Annotated in this window: 17 protein-coding genes; 11 read left to right on the top strand and 6 right to left on the bottom strand. The window is 68.3% G+C overall.

Annotation, left to right across the window (positions count from 1 at the left end; translation table 11 throughout):
* The first annotated feature begins 25 nt into the window (after positions 1-25).
* The gene (locus tag LI337_RS08540; RefSeq protein WP_227229388.1) at positions 26-892 is read left to right on the top strand and encodes a universal stress protein; all 867 of its coding nucleotides are present in this window, start codon (positions 26-28) and stop codon (positions 890-892) included.
* 39 nt (positions 893-931) lie between these two features.
* On the opposite strand, the gene LI337_RS08535 is transcribed toward LI337_RS08540, so the two are convergent.
* The 4 genes from LI337_RS08535 to LI337_RS08520 form a co-directional block, all read right to left on the bottom strand.
* Entirely contained in the window at positions 932-1555 is a 624-nt protein-coding gene (locus tag LI337_RS08535) for a hypothetical protein (RefSeq protein ID WP_227229387.1), read from the bottom strand.
* Between the two features lie 50 nt (positions 1556-1605).
* On the bottom strand, positions 1606-2100 hold the full coding sequence (locus LI337_RS08530) for a metal-dependent hydrolase (protein WP_227229386.1): 495 nt from the start codon (positions 2098-2100) through the stop codon (positions 1606-1608).
* Entirely contained in the window at positions 2093-2659 is a 567-nt protein-coding gene (locus LI337_RS08525) for an OB-like fold-containing membrane protein (RefSeq protein ID WP_227229385.1), read from the bottom strand. The genes LI337_RS08530 and LI337_RS08525 overlap by 8 nt, the downstream gene beginning before the upstream one ends.
* A gap of 84 nt (positions 2660-2743) precedes the next feature.
* Positions 2744-4198, bottom strand: coding sequence for a DUF4397 domain-containing protein (locus LI337_RS08520; protein WP_227229384.1), 1455 nt, complete (start codon positions 4196-4198; stop codon positions 2744-2746).
* Between the two features lie 299 nt (positions 4199-4497).
* On the opposite strand from LI337_RS08520, the gene LI337_RS08515 reads away from it, so the two are divergent.
* Positions 4498-4773: an ArsR/SmtB family transcription factor gene (locus LI337_RS08515; RefSeq protein WP_227229383.1), complete on the top strand. Its 276-nt coding sequence runs from the start codon at positions 4498-4500 to the stop codon at positions 4771-4773.
* Between the two features lie 69 nt (positions 4774-4842).
* On the top strand, positions 4843-5124 hold the full coding sequence (locus LI337_RS08510; RefSeq protein WP_227229382.1) for a DUF8036 family membrane protein: 282 nt from the start codon (positions 4843-4845) through the stop codon (positions 5122-5124).
* Between the two features lie 56 nt (positions 5125-5180).
* On the opposite strand, the gene LI337_RS08505 is transcribed toward LI337_RS08510, so the two are convergent.
* Complete coding sequence (locus LI337_RS08505) at positions 5181-6125, bottom strand: ABC transporter substrate-binding protein (protein WP_227229381.1); 945 nt, start codon at positions 6123-6125, stop codon at positions 5181-5183.
* Positions 6126-6304: 179 nt separating this feature from the next.
* Here LI337_RS08505 and LI337_RS08500 point away from each other — a divergent pair, with 179 nt between their 5' ends.
* A complete protein-coding gene (locus tag LI337_RS08500; RefSeq protein WP_227229380.1) occupies positions 6305-6835 on the top strand; it encodes a hypothetical protein in 531 nt (176 codons plus the stop codon).
* A 12-nt stretch (positions 6836-6847) separates the two neighbouring features.
* On the opposite strand, the gene LI337_RS08495 is transcribed toward LI337_RS08500, so the two are convergent.
* Positions 6848-7861 (bottom strand): AIR synthase family protein, encoded by a 1014-nt coding sequence (locus LI337_RS08495; protein ID WP_227229379.1) that lies wholly within the window; start codon positions 7859-7861, stop codon positions 6848-6850.
* A gap of 179 nt (positions 7862-8040) precedes the next feature.
* Between LI337_RS08495 and LI337_RS08490 the strand changes: the two genes are divergently transcribed.
* The 7 genes from LI337_RS08490 (at position 8041) to LI337_RS08460 (ending at position 14490) form a co-directional block, all read left to right on the top strand.
* Positions 8041-8943, top strand: coding sequence for a DMT family transporter (locus LI337_RS08490; RefSeq protein ID WP_345777741.1), 903 nt, complete (start codon positions 8041-8043; stop codon positions 8941-8943).
* A 580-nt stretch (positions 8944-9523) separates the two neighbouring features.
* Positions 9524-9856 carry an ATP synthase archaeal subunit H gene (ahaH, locus tag LI337_RS08485; protein ID WP_227229377.1) on the top strand — a complete coding sequence of 111 codons (333 nt, stop codon included), beginning with the start codon at positions 9524-9526 and terminating at the stop codon, positions 9854-9856.
* A complete protein-coding gene (locus tag LI337_RS08480) occupies positions 9843-12080 on the top strand; it encodes a V-type ATP synthase subunit I (RefSeq protein ID WP_227229376.1) in 2238 nt (745 codons plus the stop codon). The genes ahaH and LI337_RS08480 overlap by 14 nt, the downstream gene beginning before the upstream one ends.
* A 186-nt stretch (positions 12081-12266) precedes the next feature.
* A complete protein-coding gene (locus LI337_RS08475) occupies positions 12267-12518 on the top strand; it encodes a F0F1 ATP synthase subunit C (protein WP_227229375.1) in 252 nt (83 codons plus the stop codon).
* A gap of 21 nt (positions 12519-12539) precedes the next feature.
* On the top strand, positions 12540-13121 hold the full coding sequence (locus tag LI337_RS08470) for a V-type ATP synthase subunit E (RefSeq protein ID WP_227229374.1): 582 nt from the start codon (positions 12540-12542) through the stop codon (positions 13119-13121).
* Entirely contained in the window at positions 13118-14167 is a 1050-nt protein-coding gene (locus LI337_RS08465) for a V-type ATP synthase subunit C (protein ID WP_227229373.1), read from the top strand. The genes LI337_RS08470 and LI337_RS08465 overlap by 4 nt, the downstream gene beginning before the upstream one ends.
* Complete coding sequence (locus LI337_RS08460; protein ID WP_227229372.1) at positions 14164-14490, top strand: V-type ATP synthase subunit F; 327 nt, start codon at positions 14164-14166, stop codon at positions 14488-14490. Before LI337_RS08465 ends, LI337_RS08460 begins: the two co-directional genes overlap by 4 nt.
* Positions 14491-14492: the final 2 nt, after the last annotated feature.

The following is a 14492-nucleotide window of genomic DNA, read 5'->3' as shown; positions in this document are numbered from 1 at the left end:
CCGCCGTCGTAGCGGGCACACGATCATGTACGACGACGTACTCTGTCCGTTCGACGGCAGCGAGGGCGCGACCGACGTCCTCCACCACGTGAGCCAGATCGCACACTGGGCCGACGCGACGGTCCACCTCCTCTACGTCGCCGACACGAACCGCGACAGCGTCACGGTCGTCGAGAACGAGGTCGTCGACGCCCTCGTGCAGGAGGGCCGAGACGTCGTCGCTGAGGGCGCACAGACGCTCCGGAACCTCGGCGTCGACCACGAGACCGACGTGGTCCAGGGCAACCCGGCCGAGACCATCGTCGACTACGCCGACAGCCACGGACACGACCTGATCGTGATGCCGACGCGCGGGAAGGAGGGGCTGTCGCGCTACCTCGGCGGGAGTGTTTCGGAGAAGGTGGTCCGGCTCTCGCCGGTTCCCGTGTTGACGACCCGGATGCAGGCCGACGAGGAGTTCACCTTCCCCTACGAGCGCATCCTCGTCCCGACCGACGGGAGCGAGCAAGCGACCCGTGCGGTCCGGCACGCACTCTCGCTCGCGGCGGCGCTCGACGCCACGGTCCACGCGCTCTCGGCGGTCGAGGAGACGGCACTGGGACTCGACGTACGCTCGACGGTCGCCAGCGAGGAGAGCGAACGCGCCGCCCGCGAGGCGGTCGAGTCGGTCGCGGACGCGGCGGCCGACTACGACGTCACCGTCGAGACGCACGTCGAACGCGGCAGTCCGGTCGACGTGATCCGCGACGCCATCGAGTCGACCGATTCACACGCGGTCGTGATGGGCACGACCGGGCGACGCGGCACCGACCGGATCCTGCTCGGCAGTGTCGCAGAGAAGACGGTCCGGACCGCGCCGGTGCCCGTGATCACGGTCGGTGGCGACGACTGACGGGCGTCGTCCACTCGACCGTCTCGCCGCGACCGCACGTCACGCCGACTCGGCCTCGACGCCGAACTCGACACTCTCCCGGCGCGTCGTCGCCCCGGTCTCGACGTCGCGCACGCCGACGAACCCCACGTACCAACTCGACGGGAGGTAGGTCACGTCGACGTCGACGGTCGTCTCGACCAGTCGCTGGTCGGGGTCGATCTCGACGGTCGACTCTACGGTGTCCGCGAGTGCGATCTCGTCGTTCAGGTTCCGCATCTCGACGGAGACGGCGAGTCGGCGCGTCGAGTGCATCATCGAGCGCGGGGCGGTGCAGTTGACGGCGACGGTGGCGGTGTCACCCGTCACGCTGTCGGTCGCCCGCCGGGCGACGTCGCCGACCTCCGCCCAGTCGGCGACGAGACTCGCCTGGTTCAGCCGAAGGCCGTCGAGTCGCTCACGGAGCGTCGAGAGCCGTGACTGGAGGTCGCCGATGGTCTCCTCGCGGTCCGTCAGTGCCTCCTCGAAGCGCCGAATCTGTTCGTCTCGCCGCTCGAGGGTCGCCTCCAGTTCGGCGATGCGGACCTTCCGCTCGGTCCTCCGGTCCTCCTCCACCACGTCGTACCCGAGACAGCCACTCGTCCCGACGACCCCCGCGAGTGCGAGGAGTGTCCGCCGCTTCATACGAGGTCCACGGCGGCAGGCGTGTTGAATCCCCGGCGTCGTCGTCTCGCTCACTCTGCCTTCGCCCGCCGCCGCCGAAGCGCCCACAGCACGACCGCGACCGCACTCGCCACGAACAGCGGGGTCGGCTCGCTACTCAGGTACAATCCCGGCGAGGGAAGCCCGACGTGCGCCACGGGCCACCACATCGGCTTCGAGTAGCCGGTGGCCGTCAACAGGAGCGCGTCGGCGACGAGATGCGAGGCGGTCCCGAGCGAGAGCAGTCCCAGTACCCGGCGACGCTCCTCGCCCGCCACCAGCACCACGCCGATCAGCACCGCGACCGCCGACCCGCCGACGGTGTGGAGCGCGAACCACGAGAACGGGAGGCCGAGCGCGTCGGACACGACCGCGTCCGGGACGAGCAGAAATATCTTCGCGACGTCCGGGACGAACGCCCCGGCCATGACGACCGTGACGTAGGTCGGCGTCAGCCAGTCGTACCGAAACGAGAGCGCGGTCCCGAGACAGTAGCCGATCACCGCGTGGGCGAACAGATCAGGCATCCTCACCCTCCCGGTCGCCGGTGGTGTCGGCGCCACTCGGGTCGTGGTCGCCGCGCTGTCCGACACCGAGTGGAACCCACAGTGGTTCGTCCCGACGGACGAGTCCCGCCTCGGGGTCGAGTCGCCAGCGCCGGACGACCCGACCGAGCACCCACCCGCCCGCGAGTGCCGACGCCCCGTAGGCGTAGAGACTGCCGTACGCCGGCACGACGACACCCCGATTCGCCGCGATCACGCTGTCCGGTCTGGCGACGCCGAACGTCCAGAGGCTCTGGCCGACGGCGGGACTGCGGTCACTCTCCACGATCCGGTACTCGGTTTCTGCACCCTGCCCGTCGCTGGCAGAGACGACCAGTGGGTCGGTCGAGACGACCTCGCCGCTGACGACCACCCGGTCGCCGACGTACCGGTCGTAGTCGTCGGCGATGTCGCGGTGGTCGGGGTAGACGTTGCGCTCGGGTGCGGGACCGACCGACCCGTAGGCGACGCATGCCCCGAACAGCACCGCGAGGAGGACACAGACGAGGAACGCTCGGCTGAGGAGGGGACCGGCACGCATCCTGTTCCGGTGGACGCGAGGCTGGCGGTTAAACACACCGCACCGGAAAGAGCGTCGGTCGGTGGCCGACGGGGAACTCGCAGCCTACGACATCCCGCCGGTGTCCTGCGTCACGAGCAGATCGAAGGACACGTCCTGCGGTTCGTCGTCGGGGGTGAGGTAGCCGGCCGCGAAGGCGGTGTAGACCTGCCCGCCGTTCAGGCTCACGTCGAAGTCGGCGACGACCTCGCCGTCGTTGCTGTCGGTGTCACCTCTGATCTGCAGGGTGTAGTCGTTCGCCGGGACCTCGACGTAGCCCGACTCGCCGAACGCGACCCCGTCGAACAGCGTGTCGCCGGTCGAGTTGACCGTGATGTCGACTGCGGGCGCGTCGGGGGAGACGTGAACCGCCCGGACGCGGGCCGTGTCGCCACCCGGATCGCTGTTGTCGTCTTCGAGGATCAGCGGGCGGAACGCCTCGTCGGCGTCGTCGCCGATCTCACCGATCGCGGCGATGGTGTAGTCGGTCCCGGCTGCCACGGTCACGTCGCCCGAGAAGACCGAGGTGTCGGGATCGCCGGCGGCGGTGATCTCGACCGTGTGGTCGCCGGCCGCGAGTTCGAGGTAACTGCTGGTCGCGCCGAAGGGCACGTCTTCGAGGACGGCCGAGCCGTCGACGTACACGTCGACGTTCGGCGCGTTCGGCGACATGTGCGACACCCGGACGCTCGCCGGGTCCATCTCCATCATCCCGTCGCCGGTGTCCTGCGAGACGAGCAGGTCGAAGGGCGTGTCGGCCGGTTCGTCGTCGGGGGTGAGGTAGCCGGCCGCGAAGGCGGTGTAGACCTGCCCGCCGGCGAGGCTCACGTCGAACTCGGCCACCACGTCGCCGTCGTTGCTGTCCGTATCGCCGCGAATCTGGAGGGTGTAGTCGCCAGCAGGGACCTCGACGTAGCCGGCGTCGCCGAACGCCACGCCGTCGAACAGCGCGTCCCCGCTGGACGCGACGGTGATGTCGACGGCGGGTGCGTCGGGCGAGGCGTGGACGGCCCGGACGCGGGCCGTGTCGCCACCCGGATCGCTGTTGTCGTCTTCTAAGACGAGCGGCTCGAACGCCTGGTCGGCCATGTCGCCGATCTCGCCGATCGCGACGACCGAGTAGTCGGTGTCCGCCTCGACCGGGACCGCCCCGGCGAAGACCGAGGTGTCGGGGTCGCCGGCGGCGGTGATCTCGACCTCCCGTTCGCCGGCGGGGACCTCGAGGTACTCGCTGACCGCGCCGAAGGGCACGTCTTCGAGGACGGCCGAGCCATCGACGTACACGTCCACGTTCGGTGCGTTCGGCGACATGTGCCCGACCCGGACGTTTGCGGTGCCGGCCGGTTCCTCGGTCTCCGTCTCGGTGGGCGTCTCTGTCGGGGTCGCCGTTCCGGTGGGTGTCGCCGTGTCGGTGCCGCCGTCGCCACCGCCGCCGGTACAGCCAGCGAGGGCGACCGTCGCACCGGTGCCGAGGCCGAGTAGTACACGCCGCCGCGTCGCGTTCGATCTGTCTGATGTCATCCGAACAGTCGTACGTATGTTCGGTAGTTAACAACTTTCGCAACTCAGACTCAAATCTCCCGAAAATCGGGCGAAAATGCGTCCAGCGAGAGGTCTCGCGGGGGGTGAGCGAAAACGTTTTGGGTCCGATTCGCCCACTTGTTCTACGTGGGAAACAGGTTCGTGACGGTCGGCGAGGTGGCCTGCACGGCCAGCGACGGGACTCGTCGAGCGGTCACGACCCCGGTGACCGGTCGGTTCTCCGGCGACCAGCGTCGGGTCGGTGGATTCTTGTCCAGCGCCGGAGAACACGGTAGCGTATGGATACGGTCCTCTGGCAGGCCCTCGCCGGGACGCGCGGAGGACCGAACCGGGCGCGCATCCTGCGGGCGCTGGACGAGCGACCACGGAACGCCAACCGACTGGCCGAGGACCTCGATCTGGCGTACAACACGGTCCGGCACCACCTCGACGTGCTGGAGCAGAACGGCATCGTCACCAGCGGCGACGCCGACTACGGGACGGTGTACCTGCCGAGCGAGCGCGCCCGGAACCACTGGGACACCGTGGAGAAGGTCATCTCACAGGTGGAGTAGCATGCACCACGAACGACACCAGCAACACCAGCGACGGGCCACGATAGCCGACGACGGAGGACCGCACCGATGAGTCTCATGCTCGACGCCGCACGCGTCGCCGCCGGGGTGAACATCGTCCTCCTGCTCGGACTGCTCGCGGTCTGGGCGCGCACCTACCGGGAGGTCCGCGCGCCGATGACGCTCGGGACGATGATCTTCGCTACCTTCCTGCTCGCGGAGAACGTCGTGGCGCTGTACTTCTACTTCACCGCCCCCGCGATGCCGACGCTCGCCGTCCAGTTCATGATGATCCTCCAGGTGCTGGAGACCGTCGGTATCGCGGTACTCGCGTACGTCACCTGGCAGTAGCCGTGTTCCTCACGTGACGAGAGCGGCTACTCGACATCGACTCCTCAGGCAGCCATCTACGCCACGAACTCGTTCGTGAACAGCGCGTCGGGGGCCACGTCCTCGAAGGCCAACTGCTCCCCGTCGAGTGTCGTCAGGATTCCTTCCTCTACGAGCCAGTCCACGAAGTCGGCCCACCGGTCCCACGCCATCACGCCCCAGTCTCCCTCGCTCGTCAGGTACGCCGGGGCGATGCGGCGCTGGCTCTCCCGGACGAACTCGCGGTCGTCCAGTTGGGGTCCCTCGGCCGTCTCACAGAGCAGGTCGGCCGCCTCCTCGGGATTCTCGACTGCGAACTCGTAACCCCGGCCGATTGCCGAGAGTGCGTCCTGGAGGCGGTCGGCCTCCGAGTCGATGGTCTCGGGCGTGGCGAGCAGTGTCGGCGTGTAGCCGTAGGGGACGCCGTAGTCGTCCAGTCGGAAGGCGTTCAGATCGATCCCGTCGCGTTCTGCCAGCAACCCCTCCCACGGCACGAACACCCACGTCGCGTCCGCCGACCCGTCGAGCAGGGTGTTCGGGATGCCCAGTTTCGGCGGGGTGACGATCTCGATGTCGCCCGCACCGCCGTCGTTCCGGATCAGTTGTCGGACGATGTGGTCCTCGAACCGGGCGTCGTACGAGGCGTAGGTCCGCCCGTCGAGTTTCGCGGGGCGGTCGATGCCGCTCTCGGCGAGCGTGACGATGGCGCTCGTGTCCCGCTGGCAGACCGCCGCGACCGCCGTGAGGTCGGGGTACTCGGGATGTGTGTGGTAGCTGATCGCGCTCTCTGAGGGCGCGATGGCGAGGTCGGACTCGCCGGTCGCGACGCGCTTTGCGGGCGTCTCGCCGTAGTCGTCCTCGGCCGGTGATCTGATCGCCACGTCGAGACCGGCGTCGGCGAAGTAGCCCTCCGCCTCGGCGACGAAGATACCGGTGTGGTTCGTGTTCGGTGTCCAGTCCAGCGCGAGTTCGAGGTCGGCCATGTCGTCTCATTGGAACTGCTGCTGGAAAAATCGAACTCCGGTGGCCGCCCACGCTGACCGCGCACCCTCTCGGGACCCCGCCCACGCTGACCGCGCACTCTCTCGGGAACCCGCCCACGCTGGTCACCAGCGACTACCGGAAGCGCGTCGTTATGTCGTCGGCCGCCGACGACTGCGGTATGAACCTGTGGCGAGGGGCTGGTGGTGGTGTCTCGCGGCGTGCCCTCGGCGCAGGCGTCGTCACCGGCGTCGCGGCGCTGCTCGTGTCGCTCCTGTTCCTGCTCCTCCTCGTGGTCGGGGCCGACTTCCTCAGACTCTCTGCCGACGGCCGGTACTGGGTCGGCTACGCCCCGCAGTTCGCGCTCGTCGCCGGCATCGTCGTCGGGACGCTGGCGTGGCGACGACTCGCGTCGGCGACGTCGACGCCGAGACGCGGTGCGCTCGCGGGGGCCGCCGTCGCAGTCGGGACCGTCCTGTTCGTGCCGGTCCTCGCCGGACTGTACGTGATCGCGTTCCCCGTCATCCTCGGCGCCGTCACGGGCGCGGAGTGGGCGACGGTGAGCCGCGTCTTTCCGACCTATCTCGGGGCATCGCTCGTCGTGACACGAACCGTGGTAGTCGAGTGGAGTCCGCTCGTCGGTGCGGTGCTCGTCCCGCTCGGCGCGCTCGTCGGCTGGCTGTCTCGGCGTGGCTGGCGTCCGCCTCGGTGAAGTACCCTCGCGTCAGTCCCGACTACTCAGCAGGCGCTCGTACACCGGCCACGACGAATCGCCCTCCGGAACCGTAGTCGCCTCGCCGTCCAGCACGACGCCCGACCCGTCCTCGACGCGGCCGACCACACCGACCGGGGTCCCCCGCGATTCGAGCGCCGAGACGACACTGTCGGTGTCTGCTGGATCGACCGCGAGCAGGAGCGTCCCGGCGGTCGTCGCGCGCCACGGGTCCATTCGAAGGGCTTCGCAGGCGTCCAGCACGCCCGGCATGATCGGCACGCGGTCGGAGTCGATCACTAGTCGGACCCCGGCGGCGTGGGCCATCTCGTGGAACGCGCCGAGCAGGCCGCCCTCGGTCGCGTCGTGCATCGCGGTGACACCTCCAGCGGCACTCGCGGTCAGTGCGTCCCGGATCGCGTCGGTGTCGTCCAGTCGGGACTGCGCCACAGCGAGTGTCTCCGGGTCGAGGTCGACCTCCTCGGGGAACAGCGTCGTCAGCAGGCCGGCCGACTCCACGGCGGGTCCCTTCGTCACGAGGAGGTCGTCGCCCGGTCGCGCGCCGTCGGGGTAGACGATGTCGTCCGGATCACCGACCGCGAGCACCGTCACCGCGCCGACCCACGGGAACGAACAGCCCTCGTACCGGGCGGTGTGCCCCGTGACGACGCTGATGCCGAGGTCGGCACACTCGGCGTCGAAGGCCCGCCACACGGCGGCGAACTGGTCGTCGGTCATCTCGGGCGGCAGCGAGAAGGAGACGGCGAGATGCGAGGGGTCGAGCCCCGAGACCGCCACGTCGGCGATGGGCACCTGCACCGCGAACCGACCGGCGCGTTCGAAGCCGAGCGACGGGAGGATGGAGACCGGGTCGGTGGCGACCGCGACCGCCGCGTCCCCGGCGTCGATCACGCCGAAGTCGACGCCGTGTTTCGGGCCGCGACGCACGTCGTCGCGGGTCGCGCCGAGGCGCTCGGCGACGTACTCTCGGAAGAACGTCTCGCTGATCTTGCCGGTGCGTGGCATCGTCCGGGCGTTGTCGGCCCCCGCACATAGCTGGTGGGAGTTCGACGCCACAGCCAGTCGGACACGCCCCGACCCGGACTCGGCTGGAACCGTGCGGTTCTTCGGGCGAGCGACCCAACCGACGCGTAGATGACACGCCGACCGCCGAGACCGCGACAGCCAGACGGTGACGCGCCGTGATCGGTCGCTACCGGAACGCCGGGTTGTTCGTCCTGCTCGCGGTGCTGTTCGGCGCGTCCTTCGTCGCCATCGAGGCCGGACTCGGGCCGCTCCCGCCGCTCCTCTTTGCCGGCATCCGGTTCGACCTCGCGGTCCCGCCGCTGCTCGTGTACTCGGCGTGGCGGTACGACGCGTGGCTCCCGCGCTCGCGTGCCGACTTCGCCGGCATCCTCGTCGCGGGCGTCGCGGTCGTCGCCGCGAACAACGGCCTGCTGTTTCTCGGCCAGCAGACGACCACGCCCGCGACCGCGTCGGTGATGTACGGCCTGAATCCGATCCTCGCGCCGCTCTTTGCGGTCGTCCTGCTCGAGGACCGCATCGACCTCCGTGACGGACTCGGCATCCTCCTCGGACTCGTCGGTGTGATCGTCATCGTCCAGCCGAACCCGGAGACGCTCACGCAGGGCTCGACGGTCGGCCAACTGCTGGTGCTCGGCGCGGCGGTCGCGGTGGCCTTCGGCAGTGTCCTCCTCCGGCGGTTCGACACCGACCTCGACAGCGTCCCCCTCACGGCGTGGGCGATGGCGCTCGGTGCGGGCCTGCTCCACGTCGCCAGTCTCGCCCTCGGCGAACAGGTCGGGCCGGGTGCGACCGCCCCGAGCGTCGTGGTCGCGCTCCTGTCGCTGTCGCTGTTCTCGACCGCGCTCGCGTACCCGATCTACTTCGGCCTGATCCGCGACATCGGCCCGGTCCGCGCGAACCTCGTCGCGTACCTCGTGCCGGTCGTCGCCGCGCTCACCGGGTGGCTCCTCCTGCAGGAACCGGTGACGGTCGAGACGGTCCTCGGGTTCCTCGTCGTCGTCGCGGGCGTGAGTCTGCTCGAACGCCGGGTGCTCGCGGTCGAGTTCGCGCGCCTGCGGTGAGACCCGGCGGTCGTGAGCCGATCACAGCAAGAGGATTCGACGGGTGTCGTCGGCCACCACTCCGACGACACCGACGGGCGGCACCCCACTCCGCCCGTGGGTCGTCGAGACGGTCGCCGTCGACGCGGACGGCGACCACGCGAGAGACGGGCTGGTCGTCCGAGGTCGGCCGTCGGCGGGAGACCCTGCCCGCCGACGGCCGGATCGTTCGGCGTCGATGCTGGTCGCTGTCGCGTTCGTCGGTGCTGATCGCTATCGTGTTCGTCGGTGCTGGTCGCTGTCGCGTTCGTCGGTGCTGGTCGCTGTCGTGCGTCCGATCGTTCGCTCTGTCCGTCGGTTGTCCGATCGCTCGCGCTGTCGCCTGCGTCGGGCAGTCGGCGGTCGATGCGTCGTGCCGACGAACGACCGTCGGCACTCGGAAAGAGGCACCCGACGACCGTGTACGCTGTGCCAGAACACGACGGGGTTTCAAGTGTGGTGACCGGCGGGGAACCTCGTTCGGCCGCGAACCCGTCGTGAGACCCGACGGTTTCCGCAAACACCTTATACGCCGTCATGCAACTTCCCGGTGATTGTAAGCATGCCGAGACCAGAGGTTCTCGAACGAGTCAAGGCGGTCGAGGCGGAGGCAGACGAGATCGTCGCGGACGCCGAAGCCGAGCGCGAGGAGATCATCGCGGAGGCCCGCCGGCAGGCCGACGAGATCAGATCCGAGGCCGAAGCGGAGGCAGACGAGTTAGAGGAGAAGCGCCTCGCGGAGGCCCGCGAAGAGATCGAGGCCCGCCGCGAGGAGATCCTCGAAGAGGGGCAGGCGACCCGCGAGGAACTCGTCGACGAGGCACAGGAACGCTCCGACGAGGCGGTCGAGTACGCACTGACGGCGTTCACGGAGGCGGTGCATGCTCAGACCTGAGCAGATGAGCAAGGTCTCGGTGACGGGATCGAAGGGGGTAATGGACGACGTCGTCGAGACGGTCCACGACATGCACCTCCTGCACGTCACCGAGTACGACGGGACCTGGGACGGCTTCGCGCCCGGCAACCCCGGTGAGGGTGCCGAGGACGCCTCCGACAAACTCGTCACGGTACGCTCCATCGAGAGCATCCTCGACGTGTCGCCGGAGGACGCCGGCCCGACACAGATCGTCACCGACGAGAAACTCGACGCGGAACTCGCCGAGGTCCGCGAGCAGGTGAACGACCTCAACGACCGGCGGGACGACGTCCGGTCGGAGCTCCGCGACGTCGAAGAGAAACTCGACGCGGTCGAGCCGTTCGCCGACCTCGGGCTGGACCTCGACCTCCTCTCGGGGTACGACTCCCTGCAGGTCGTCGTCGGCGAGGGCGACCAGGCGACCGTGGAGCGCGCGCTGGTGGACGCCGACGGTATCGACGCCTTCGAACTGTTCACCGGCGGGCGTACCGTGGCGGTCTTCGCACACCCGACCGACACCGCAGACGAGACCGTCCTGCAGGACGCGCTGGTCGGCGTCGAGTTCACGCAACTGTCGATTCCGGACGCCGAGGGGAGTCCCGAGGAGTACGTCCAGGACCTGAACCACCGACGCCAGCAGCTAGAGTCGAAGCTGACGACCGTCCAGAACGAACTGGACGAACTGAAACTCGACGCGGCGAGCTTCCTGCTCGCGGCCGAGGAGAAGCTCTCGATCGACGTCCAGAAGACGGAAGCGCCGCTCTCGTTCGCCACGACGGACAACGCGTTCGTCGCGGAGGGGTGGATTCCGACCGAGCGGTACACCGAGTTCGCCTCTCAACTGCAGGAGACGGTCGGCGACCACGTGGAAGTCGAGGAACTCGAACGCGCCAGCTTCGGTGCCGACGGGAGCGAGAAGGTCCGCGAGGAGGTGCCCGGCGGCGCGGCCGGCGGTGCCGAGGGCGGCACGCCCACGGCCGCAGACGGCGGGAGTGCGAGTGACGGCGACGAGGTGCGCGCGGATGGCGGCGGCGTCGTGATGAACGACGACGAACCGCCGGTCGTGCAGGACAACCCCGGCTGGGTCAGTCCGTTCGAGGTGCTCGTCGGCGCGGTCGGCAAGCCGAAGTACAAGGAGTTCGACCCGACGATCATCCTCTTCTTGACGTTCCCGGTGCTGTTCGGGTTCATGATCGGTGACTTCGGGTACGGACTCGTCTACACCGGGATCGGCTACTACCTCTACACCAAGTTCGACAGCGACGCGCTGAAGAGCATGGGCGGCGTGACGATCTTCGCCGGCGTCTTCACGACGATCTTCGGTATCCTCTACGGCGAGATCTTCGGCCTGCACCTGATCAGCCAGTACCTCTGGGAGGGCGCACTCGGTCTGTCGCACCCGCCCATGGAGAAGGGCCTGTCGCCCGGCGCGGTCGAGTGGGCGCAGGGCTGGCTCGTGGTGAGCCTGCTGATCGGCCTGCTCCACCTCAACGTGGGCTACGTCTTCCAGTTCCTGGAGGACCTGGAGTTCCACGGGTTCAAAGAGGCGATGCAGGAGACCGGGTCGTGGATCCTGGCGATGAACGGTCTCTGGGTGTTCGTGTTCAGCACCATCTCCGCCGGTGAAGGCGGCGTGAAACCCGGCTTCATCGCCGGCCCCGAGGCCGTGTTCAACGGGAACCCGTTCGGACTCGGCTTCGCCGGCTTCCCGGAGCCGGTCGGGTGGTTCGGGTTCGCGCTCGTGCTGGTCGGCGCGCTCCTCCTGCTGTCCGGCCCGACCGTCGAGGTCGTCGAGATCTTCGACACCCTCGTCAACGTCGTGTCGTACACCCGGATCGCCGCAGTCCTGCTGGCGAAGGCGGGGATGGCCTTCACGGTCAACCTGCTGTTCTTCGGGGCCTACGTGGACGACGCCGGCGAGTTCCACTTCATGATCCAGCACAACCAGCAGTACGCGGTCACCAACTACGGGGCCGAGGCGGTGATGTTCCCCGGCCTGGTGAACGGCGGCATCGCGCTGGCGCTGCTCGGGATCGTCGTGCTGGTGCTCGGACACGTCATCGTCCTCGCACTCGGTGTCACCTCCGCCGGTCTGCAGGCGGTGCGTCTCGAGTACGTGGAGTTCTTCGGGAAGTTCTACGACGGCGGCGGCAAGGAGTACGAACCGTTCGGCTACGAGCGGTCGTACACCACGGACGAGTAGTCGCAGACACTCGCCTTCGCCGCAGCACCGTTCTGGACGGACGGCCGATATCGACGTTCGTTACGAACACTTGTCCGTGCGAGAGCGGCGGCCTCCGACGGTTTTGGGAAGCTTTAAGACTTACCTGGGACCACATACGCCTGTTCGGAACAGAGGAACGCGGTCAACAGGAAACCTACCAATACAATGTTCGACATCGCAACTCAGCTGACAGACGTCGTACTGCAGAACGCATCGCCCGCCATCCCGCCGACTGCCGGTGCCGCCCTCGCCGTGGGACTGGCGGCTCTCGGTGCCGGGTACGCGGAGCGCGGTATCGGTGCCGCCGCGGTCGGCGCGACCGCCGAGGACGAGGACATGTTCGTCCGGGGCCTCATCCTGACGGTCCTGCCGGAGACCATCGTCATTCTCGCGCTGGTCGTCGTCTTCCTCGTCTAGACACCCCCCTCTCTTTCCATCATGAGTCTGGAAACAGTCGTCGAGGACATTCGAGACGAAGCCCGCGCGCGTGCAGAGGAAATCCGCGAGGAGGCCGAAGCGGAGGCCGATCGGATCGTCGCCGAGGCCGAGGAGGACGCCGAGGAGATCCTCGCAGAGCGGGAGCGTGCGGTCGAACGACAGATCGAACAGGAGCGCGAACAGACGCTCTCCAGCGCGAAGCTCGAAGCGAAACAGCAACGGCTCGAAGCCCGTCGTGACGTCCTCGAGGACGTCCACGACCGGGTCGAGCAGGCCGTCGCCGACATCGACGGCGACGAGCGAGAGGAGCTCACCCGCGCGCTGCTCGACGCGGCCGCCGAGGAGTTCGACGGAGACGACTCGGTCGCGGTCTACGGCGCACCGCAGGACGAGGCGCTCCTGACGGAGATTCTCGCGGACTACGACGGCTTCACGCTCGACGGCGAGCGCGACTGTCTCGGCGGTGTCGTCGTGGAGAGTGAGACGTCCCGGGTTCGCGTGAACAACACCTTCGACTCCATCCTGGAAGGCGTCTGGGAGGACGAACTGAAGGCGATCAGCAGCAGACTCTTCGACCAATGAGCACGACCGGGAGTTCAAATCCGGAGTACGTCAACGCTCGCGTCCGGTCGCGCCGAGCGTCGCTGTTCTCCGACGACGACTACCGGAAGCTCGTTCGGATGGGCCCGGCGGAGATCGCCCGGTTCATGGAGGAGTCGGAGTACGAACGCGAGATCAACGCACTCGGGAGTCGCCACTCGGGCGTCGACCTCATCGAGTACGCCCTGAACCGGAACCTCGCCGCGCAGTTCGAGGACATCCTGGACTGGGCCGACGGCCGGCTGTACGACCTGATCGCCCGCTACCTCCGGAAGTTCGACGCCTGGAACGTGAAGACGGTGATCCGGGGCGTCTACTCGGGCGCGAGTCGTGACGACATCGAGACCGACCTGATCCGGGCCGGCGAGTTCGACGAGCAGTTGTTGACGCGACTGCTCGACGCCGGCGACATCGAGGCCGTGATCGAGGCGCTCGACCGGACGATGTTCGGTCCCGCCCTCGAAGACGCGTTCGAGGACTACGAGGAGACCGGCGTCCTCGTCCCGCTCGAGAACGCGGTCGACCGGACGTTCTACGAGAACCTGCTCGGCGACATCCGCGCGAACAGCGAGGCGCTGTCGCTGTACGTCGAGTTCCTGGAGGCGGAGATCGACTTCCGGAACGCCCGGAACGCGCTCCGCCTCGCGCGCAGTGGTGCCGACATCGACCCCTCGGAGTACTACATCGAGGGCGGTCGACTCTTCTCCGCGACGGAACTGGCGGCGCTGGCGAACAACCAGGACGAACTGGTCAACGCGATCCGGGAGAGTACCTACGGCGACGACCTCTCGGACGCGCTCCGCGAACTGGAGGAGGCCGAGAGTCTCATCGCGTTCGAGCACGCGCTCGACGGCGCACTGCTCGAGTACGCCGACAGCCTCGGGGGCGTCTTCCCGCTGTCGGTGACGCCGGTGATCTCGTTCATCCTCGCCAAGGAGCGTGAGGTCGACAACATCCGGGCCATCGCCCGCGCCAAGGAGGCCGGGCTGTCCCCGGAGGAGATCGAACAGGAGCTGGTGATCATATGAGCCAGGAGATCGCCGTCATCGGCAGTCCGGACTTCACCACCGGATTCCGGCTCGCGGGCGTTCGGAAGTTCGAGAACGTCCCCGAAGCGGAGAAAGACGCACAGCTGGACGACGCCGTCACCCGAACGCTTTCGGACGAGGAGGTCGGCATCATCGTGATGTACGACGAGGACCTCGAGTACCTCTCCCGGTCGGTCCGGGAGTCGGTCGAGGGGAGTATCGAGCCGACGCTCGTGACCCTCGGCGAGAGCGGTGCGGGCGGCGGCGGACTCCGCGACCAGATCAAACGAGCCATCGGGATCGACCTGATGGACGAGGACTAACA

It is taken from the genome of Salinirubrum litoreum, assembly GCF_020567425.1.
Classification (GTDB): domain Archaea; phylum Halobacteriota; class Halobacteria; order Halobacteriales; family Haloferacaceae; genus Salinirubrum; species Salinirubrum litoreum.
The sequence above is the reverse complement of the archived record's forward strand: the minus strand, read 5'-3'. Positions and strand labels throughout refer to the sequence as shown.